Source organism: Coprococcus sp. OM04-5BH, assembly GCF_003482105.1.
Lineage (GTDB): Bacteria > Bacillota > Clostridia > Lachnospirales > Lachnospiraceae > Coprococcus.
This window is the reverse complement of the sequence record NZ_QULM01000001.1, coordinates 1,220,713-1,226,712: the sequence shown is the minus strand read 5'-3', so window position 1 is coordinate 1,226,712 and position 6,000 is coordinate 1,220,713. Positions and strand designations below refer to the sequence as shown.

Below are 6,000 nucleotides of genomic sequence, written 5' to 3'. Positions count from 1 at the left end.
TCTTCCTAACCTTTTTTACTGTTATTGGTTTGTTGATGTTTTACCATCCAACGTTCTTGAAATTTTATAAGAAATTTCAGGGTTGTCATGTTGTTAAATTTTCATGGTTCATTTGTTTTTGTCGCTTCACGATTTCGTTCGCAACAACTTTTACAAGATATCACATTTAAAACCGTTTGTCAACAACTTTTTTATTTTGTTTTGTTGTCGTTTGTGTTTCTCACTTGCGACAGCCTGTATAGGTTATCACATTTAGAAGCATCTGTCAACAACTTTTTTATTTTCCTTTGCGTTTATGTCTCAGGCCTGATTCGAAGATCGGCGTCTTTCGACTGCGCAAGTGATATAATACTAAACAATCTTTAGAATGTCAACAATTATTTTCAGGAAAATATCTTTTTCGTATATCCAGGTTAAAAGGCTGCTTGACTCCACTGATTTCATAAGGAATGAGCCCCAGTCAAACGCAGACATCATAGTGATAAGGACGAAGAATATCCATACCGCAAGAAATGCCTGTGCCATACCAAACAGTGTGCCTCCAAGCTTGTTTATACCATTTACAATAGGTATACCTGTGGCTATATTGGACAGAGCTATACCTATACTTAAAAACAACATTATAACAAAAAAGGTCAGCACATAGGCTATTCCCTTCATGACCATATTGGTAAGATACTGTGCGGCGAAGTCAAAAAAGCCATTTACCCCGGCTTCCGCATATGTGGTCTTGTTGCTGTTTTCTATTATAAGCTCCTTCACACTCTCCGGAATGTTCATCTCATCCAGCTTCTCCATCTGGACGGACTTGGGCAGATCCACTTTCTCCACCTTAAGATCGAACTTTTCTATTATCATTTCTTTTATGGTGTCATCAAGTCTGGTGTGATCACATAAAGCCCGGTTCACCGCAGGATAGATGGCACTGGTAAGAAAAACAGCCAGTACAATAGCTATTGTGCTGGCTACGCTTCTGAACAGCCCCCTTTTATAGCCTATAAACATAAACAATATAAAGGTTGCTGCCACTATTAAAAATACTATATTCATTATTTGTCACCGCTGTCTTTTGCTGAGCCCTTGAGCTTTATTGTCTGGGTTTCATTTTCAAATATAACTATATATTCGTTCTTGTTACCGTCAGGCACAATATTCACAAGGCTCTTGTTAAATGTAGTCTGGAACTTCTTTGTTCCGTTCATCCTGTATATGCTGCAGTCAAAGTCTCCTACTATTATTATCTCTTCCTCTGTAGCATATATCTTGGTAAAGCTGTTGTTTATCGGCGTTTTGCTCTCAAGCTTGCCGTTTGTATTATATACATAGAGGGTATACTTGTCCTTACCGCTGTTATTTGCTGATATGTATCCCAGGTAATTCTGGTTGTAGAATACCCCCAGCATCTCCTTATCACCCAGGTCTATCTCTGCCTTTTCGCTGGCTTTCTCGGACATGGTATACAGCTCTATCCTGTCTGTACCGAAGCATGCCACTGTATTGTTGTCAAGGAACTCCACCAGTGGAAATACTGTACTGTCAAACTGGAAGCCGCTCATAAGTCTGTCAGCATTCTCGTTCTTACCTACGGAACCGAAGTTGTAGGCAGCTAGATAATTTGGCATTGCGGTTCCCGATATCTGCACATAGCTGGTGAAGAGCTTCTTGCCATCCTCAGACAGTGACACGTCAAGAGGGTATCCACTATTCTCAATGGAGGTCTTCATCTCGTATACACTGTTGCTGTTCTTGTCATAGGCATTTATATAGTTGCAGTCAACCCCTGCCAGCACCACAACATATATTCCCTGGCTTGCCACATCTACATTTGATATATCATAATTAAGGGTCTGGTTGCTGCACTTGCCGGTTTTATCAAAAAGGTATACATCCCTTCCGTTCATGTCCGCAACTACTGCGTAGTCACCACTGACCTTTGCCTTAGGCATTTTCATGGCATAACTGCAGTCCCATATGGTATTGCCGTTTTTATCTATGTATGAGGTTCCGTCCTTTGTGATCTTAAGCACGCTGTTGCCATACTGTATATAGTCCGCTATATTATCGCCCGAAGTCTCAACCGACTGTAACACCTCATAGCCCTTATATTCCCTGTTGGCAATGGCATGTCTTATGGATATTATCCCAAACACAACCACAACCACAACAATAACCGTGATAAGAATCACCAGCTTTTTAGACAGTGTAGGAACCACCTCTATAACCTTGTTGTCATCCTGACCATCACTGTTATCTGAATTGCCGTCTGTATCCTGTGATGTCTCCTGCCCACCGGAGGTATTTTTCCTGCGTTTTTTTAAACCTGCCAGTAACAGGGGAAGCTTTTTCTTTGCTGTTTTTCCTCTGTACGGCTGCTGTTCTTTTTCCTCTTCCTGCTGTTTATCAATATCTTTTTCCATATTAATTCCTCTCACATGACATAGCACGGCACGATTTTTACCTTTTTGCGCAGACGCAGATTCGTCATTTCCATTTCGTGCCGGTACTTCACAGGGTACATTATACTATATGTGTGCAAATCATTCCACTAAAAATTTCCGTCGGGCAGCTACAGCTCCGGAATGATTATCTTCTGTCCAACATATATGACGTCATTTTCCTTTAAATCATTGGCCTGCATGATCCTGTCCACATATGCCGGTGAGTTGTACATCTTAATGGATATACTCATAAGTGTATCTCCTTCTTCTATTACATAGACTACGCTTCTGTCATCCACAGTGGCTGCAGGCACACCCTCCGTGCCCTCCTTGCCGGAGCTGCCTTTACTTTCTGTGCCTGCATTTTCTTCTACTGCCTCTCCCGTGATACTTTCTGTGTTCCCATCGTTCTCCGAAATGCCATCGGTGTTACCTGTCTCCGTCATCTCAGTACCGGATGAAGCCTGTCCGTCCGCACCCGCGGCCTGCCCTGAACCCCAATTGCCTGCTGTGCCGCGGCCGGTACCGCCACTTCCTTTTTCATCCTCTGCAGATACTGCCACGCTGTCTCCGCTCTGCCGGGACTCATAGTAACTCACCTGGTTCTCAAGTTCTTTTATTCTTCCGTATCCGCCGGCAACCGAGGCTCCCGCAGCCACCAGGGCAAATGCAGCCACTCCCCGGAATAGAAATTTAAAGCTTACTGCTGCCTTCTTCTCAAGCTTTCGCCTATTCTCAACTCCCTCGTTTATCTCCTTAAAGTTCCTGACTACCGTGGCATCCTTAACAAGGGTCTTGTCCTCTTTGCTCTCAGTTGTGCCGTAATTCCTGCTTATTATGTAATTCTGCATAAGCTCATTTCTTACATAATATATGTAATATCCCTTGGCAAGACTTAAGCCGCCCTTGTTCCAGATATAAAATCCGTCTTCACACTCCAGTGAGTCCATCATAAAAAGAACTGTATCGTTTCCGGGAAAATTCTCCCGGTGGAGCTTCTCTATCCGTTCATTTACAGCTATAGAAAATCCCATTCTGGACAGGAACCATCCCACTACCTTCAGCTTCTCGAAATATTTGTTGATCTCTCCGTATATCTTGCTCCATATCTGATCTGTAAACTCAATCTGGTTCACGTCAAATTCTATATTCTGGGCATCCACTGCTCCGCTGATGAATATTGCCTCTCCATATTCATCCTTGTACACCTCTCCCAACAGTATGGCTCCCCTAAGGGATGTATTTGCCGGCTTGGATATCTTTCTCAGATATGTCATAACATAATCTTCTATGTATATCTTCTTAGAGCCTGAGGTATTTCCTATCTGTCGTATATTTTTAGGGACAACGTATCCTGCTTTTGCCTTTGTGTCATCATTTGCAGAGTTTTTATCATACACTATTTCAATCATGCCATCACTCCTTTGGATGATGATAGCATTGAACAAGGCTTTTATTTATCAAATTCTGTCGCAGGCAAGAGCTTTCTTTATATTTTTTTATTCCACAATAAGACATATTGTGTGTCCCCACTGTATTTTGTATGAATATTTAATACGAAATGTGTAAACTTCCAAATTTTAGTTAATACTCTAATGTATAAGACTATATAGGAGAATAAGATGAAGGATTTTTCTTTAAGCCAGACTTATTATTTCGACAGAAATTCTGATCCCGCAAGCGAAGCCTTCGGTCTAAGACTTAGGGATATGATTGCGCATGTAGACAAGTACTATGACTGTATAGTCCTTTTCTGTATAGGAACAGACAAAGCCACAGGAGACTCACTGGGTCCCATGTGTGGCACATTTATGAAACAGAATATCCCGGACATACCTGTGTTCGGTACTCTTGCGAAGCCGGTCCATGCCCTGAATATACGCAGCTCCCTTAAGCATTTGTATGAAAAATATGAACACCCTCTGGTGATCGCCATAGACGCTGCCCTTGGGCAGAAAAATGATGTGGGGCTTGTAACCCTGTCAGACTCACACATATTTCCCGGAATAGGGGTAAATAAAAAACTTCCGGCAATAGGTGATATATCTATTACCGGAATAGTTAATGTGTCCGGCAGAGACGCCGGCGCCCTCCTGTTAAATACCAGGTTATATTTCGTTATAAAGCTTGTGGAATACATCTGCGAAGGCATATGCCAGGCAGTTACTCCTCATCCTGACCCATGTATACCTTAATGGCACCGGATACAGTTTTAGCTGAGCCATCCTCCATTATAGCGATAAGGTCTGACAGCTTCTCTTCGTCAAGAAATTTCTTGCCAAGAAACTGTTCGTACTTGTCAGTGATCTCCATCTCAAGCTTGGAAATCGCGTCTTCAAGAGAAGCCACCTGATTTTCAAGCTTCTCAGCTTCTGTGCGATAGTTCTGGAGCTTGCCGTTCCTGCGTTCCCTTATCTCATCCTCGATAACCTGTCTTGTGTTGTTCTCAAACTGGTTAAGGGCGGTCAGCTTCTGGTCGCTTATATTATCGCCATCCTTCTCCAACGCATCTATCTTGGCATCATATTTCTGGAGATTATAAACGCTCTCATCCTTGTCCTTGTAGATCTTGTTAGTAATAGCGTCCACCTGCTTCTCACAGGCACGAATCTTGTCTCTGTATTTTCGTCCCTCAAGGATAGTATCCCTGTGTCTCACCTTTGTAAGGTTGAATATTATGAAGTAGATTATAAATTCTCCTATTATGATCACTGCCCACAAAAGGATATCTGCCGCCAGATGATCTCCCGGTGCAAATACCAGCTTATTAAACACATATATCATCACCAGTGGAAAAGCAACACAGGCTCCGATCAGCACCAACAGAAGTCTTAACATTTCATCTGCCCCCTTCGGGCAGAACAGCCAGAAGTAGAGACTGGTATTGCATATCCTCGGCACTCCGTTCTGCTTGTATACTGTCTTTATCTTAGCCTTTATCCTGTTTATCTCGTCCCTGACATCAGCAGTTTCATTTGCGACCCTCGCCTGCATACGCTGGTTCTTTTTCCTATCCTTCTTGCCCTGCACCTGCCTTATCTTGGCACTGTTCACATCGAGCTGTTTATCGTAAGAACTGGCTATCTGTTCTTTTCTCTCTTTAATAGTATCTGCGACTTCATCGTTTATGGATTTTTCTTCCTGGGTTACCATTCTCTGCATTTTCTTTAGATTACCCTTCAGGGTATCAAGCTCATCCTTGGCATCCTCAAGATCAGTCACAGCCCTACGGGCATTGATAAGATACTGTTCATCTCCTTCAAATACATTTCCCATAGCGAATCCGATTCCTCCATTTTAATTATCTGCTTTTTGGGGCAGATAGCTTTTTAGACATACTTCTACACTTTTATATAATCATATCAAATTTTTTTACATTACTCAACAACTTTATTAATTGATGAAAATTAACAGCATTTTCGTATATTTTTCAACAAATTTTCTTATTTAAAGCTTATGCTTTATATACCATATATATTGTTGCTTTTACTTCTGTTTTGTATTCTCTGTTCATTGATCATCAGCCCATTTAAAATTAGGACTGACGCTGCATGTCAATTTT

5 protein-coding genes are annotated in these 6,000 nt (G+C 41.9%); 1 reads left to right on the top strand and 4 read right to left on the bottom strand.

Going from position 1 to position 6,000, the window contains the following annotated elements; translation table 11 throughout:
• Nucleotides 1–351: 351 nt before the first annotated feature.
• The 3 genes from DXB54_RS05475 to DXB54_RS05465 form a co-directional block, all read right to left on the bottom strand.
• Entirely contained in the window at nt 352–1,050 is a 699-nt protein-coding gene (locus tag DXB54_RS05475; RefSeq protein ID WP_118694465.1) for a CvpA family protein, read from the bottom strand.
• Entirely contained in the window at nt 1,050–2,417 is a 1,368-nt protein-coding gene (locus tag DXB54_RS05470) for a DUF5711 family protein (RefSeq protein ID WP_118694464.1), read from the bottom strand. The genes DXB54_RS05475 and DXB54_RS05470 overlap by 1 nt, the downstream gene beginning before the upstream one ends.
• Nucleotides 2,418–2,566: 149 nt before the next feature.
• Nucleotides 2,567–3,850 (bottom strand): LysM peptidoglycan-binding domain-containing protein, encoded by a 1,284-nt coding sequence (locus tag DXB54_RS05465; protein ID WP_118694463.1) that lies wholly within the window; start codon nt 3,848–3,850, stop codon nt 2,567–2,569.
• 210 nt (nt 3,851–4,060) lie between these two features.
• Between DXB54_RS05465 and yyaC the strand changes: the two genes are divergently transcribed.
• On the top strand, nt 4,061–4,633 hold the full coding sequence (gene yyaC, locus DXB54_RS05460; RefSeq protein ID WP_021937772.1) for a spore protease YyaC: 573 nt from the start codon (nt 4,061–4,063) through the stop codon (nt 4,631–4,633).
• On the opposite strand, the gene DXB54_RS05455 is transcribed toward yyaC, so the two are convergent.
• Nucleotides 4,602–5,714 carry a hypothetical protein gene (locus DXB54_RS05455; RefSeq protein ID WP_118694462.1) on the bottom strand — a complete coding sequence of 371 codons (1,113 nt, stop codon included), beginning with the start codon at nt 5,712–5,714 and terminating at the stop codon, nt 4,602–4,604. The genes yyaC and DXB54_RS05455 overlap by 32 nt on opposite strands.
• Between the last annotated feature and the right edge of the window lie 286 nt (nt 5,715–6,000).

Bases quoted from the DNA above. Each gene is read 5' to 3' on its own strand.
- DXB54_RS05475 (WP_118694465.1), bottom strand. From the start codon at position 1,050: ATGAATATAGTATTTTTAATAGTGGCAGCAACCTTTATATTGTTTATG.
- DXB54_RS05470 (WP_118694464.1), bottom strand. From the start codon at position 2,417: ATGGAAAAAGATATTGATAAACAGCAGGAAGAGGAAAAAGAACAGCAG.
- DXB54_RS05465 (WP_118694463.1), bottom strand. From the start codon at position 3,850: ATGATTGAAATAGTGTATGATAAAAACTCTGCAAATGATGACACAAAG.
- yyaC (WP_021937772.1), top strand. From the start codon at position 4,061: ATGAAGGATTTTTCTTTAAGCCAGACTTATTATTTCGACAGAAATTCT.
- DXB54_RS05455 (WP_118694462.1), bottom strand. From the start codon at position 5,714: ATGGGAAATGTATTTGAAGGAGATGAACAGTATCTTATCAATGCCCGT.